This is a genomic window from Caldimonas tepidiphila (assembly GCF_003569765.1).
GTDB classification, from domain to species: domain Bacteria; phylum Pseudomonadota; class Gammaproteobacteria; order Burkholderiales; family Burkholderiaceae_C; genus Caldimonas; species Caldimonas tepidiphila.
Genome location: NZ_KZ983981.1, coordinates 883 through 2,243, shown reverse-complemented (window position 1 = coordinate 2,243; position 1,361 = coordinate 883). Strand labels below are relative to the sequence as shown.

Genomic DNA, 1,361 nt, shown 5'->3' with positions numbered 1-1,361 from the left:
GTGACGTTGCAGCGCATCGACGGGGCCGGCTCGGCCGCCGCAGCAGCCCGATGCCCGTCGTCGGCCACCGTTACCGGCACGAACGCCGGTACTGACCTTGCCTCGTTTCCACGTACAGCAAGCTATGCTGCCATGAGCCGGGCCTCGTAGGTCACAGGCGGCAGGTAATTGGCGACCGAGTGGATCCTGCGGCGGTTGTAGTACCCCTCGATCCAATCGACGATATCCAGCCTCGCCTGGGCGCGGGTTTCATAGCGTACCTGGTAGACACGCTCGACCTTGAGCGTCTTGAAGAAGCTCTCGACCGCCGCGTTGTCCCACGCGTTGGCCTTCCTGCTCATGGACATGACGATCCCAGCCTGGCTTGCCAGTCGCCGGTACTCAGCGCTGGCGTATTGCCTCTGTCGGTATGTACGATCAGCCCCTTCGGGGGCTTGCGTTGCCAGTAGGCCGAGCGCAGTGCCGAGCACACCAGTGCCGCGTCGATGCGCTCCGACAGGGCCCAGCCCACGATACGTCGGCTGGCAAGGTCCATCACCACTGCCAGGTACAGCCAGCCCTCGTCCGTTGCCAAGTATGTGATGTCACCTGCCCATGCCCGGTTGGGGGCCCAGCCATCGAAGCGGCGGTTGAGGATGTTCGGAGCCACCGGCAGCGGGTGGTCCGAATCGGTGGTCGTCATATAGGAGCGCCGATACAGCGGGCGCAGGCCTTGTCGCACGAGGCTGCGACGCACGCGCTCACCGCCCACGCGCTGTCCCTGCTGGCGAAGCGCTTGCGTGATGCGGGGGCGGCCGTAGCTGCGGCGGCTGTCGCGGTGGAGGGCCGCGACCTGCTCGTCCAGCGCTGCATTGGCCCGGGCGCGGGCGCTAGGTGCGCGCACCCGCCACTGGCAGTAGCCCGAGCGGGACACCGACAACAGTCGGCACAGGTGGCTCACTGAATACTCGTCGCGATGCTGCTCAATCCACGCGTACTTCATCGCGACCCCCTTGCAAAGTACGCTGTCGCCTTTCGAAGAATCTCCACGTCCAGTCGCGCCTCGGCCAGCTCCTTGCGCAGCCGGCTGTTCTCGGCTTCGAGCTCGCTCACCGGCCGCCGCAGGGGCACTACCGCCCCTGACTCCGGCGGGGGCGGCAATCCTCCGGGTCGGCGCCTTCTCGACCAGTTGCCCAGCGTCGCCACAGGAATCCCGAGCCGGCGGGCTGCCTCCTGGCCTCCCACCGAGTCGGCCAGCCTGATCGCCTCGACCTTGAACTCGTCCGTGTACTGCCTCTTGGGCACCTTGCTCTGGTTCATCTCGTCTCTCCGTACTTGGGAAGTTATCAACCTTCTTGCTGTACGTGAAATCGAGGCAGGGT

1 pseudogene is annotated in these 1,361 nt (G+C 65.9%); it reads right to left on the bottom strand.

The window, feature by feature from the left end:
* Window positions 1-122: 122 nt before the first annotated feature.
* A pseudogene (locus D3A59_RS04155) lies at window positions 123-1,299 on the bottom strand (IS3 family transposase).
* Between the last annotated feature and the right edge of the window lie 62 nt (window positions 1,300-1,361).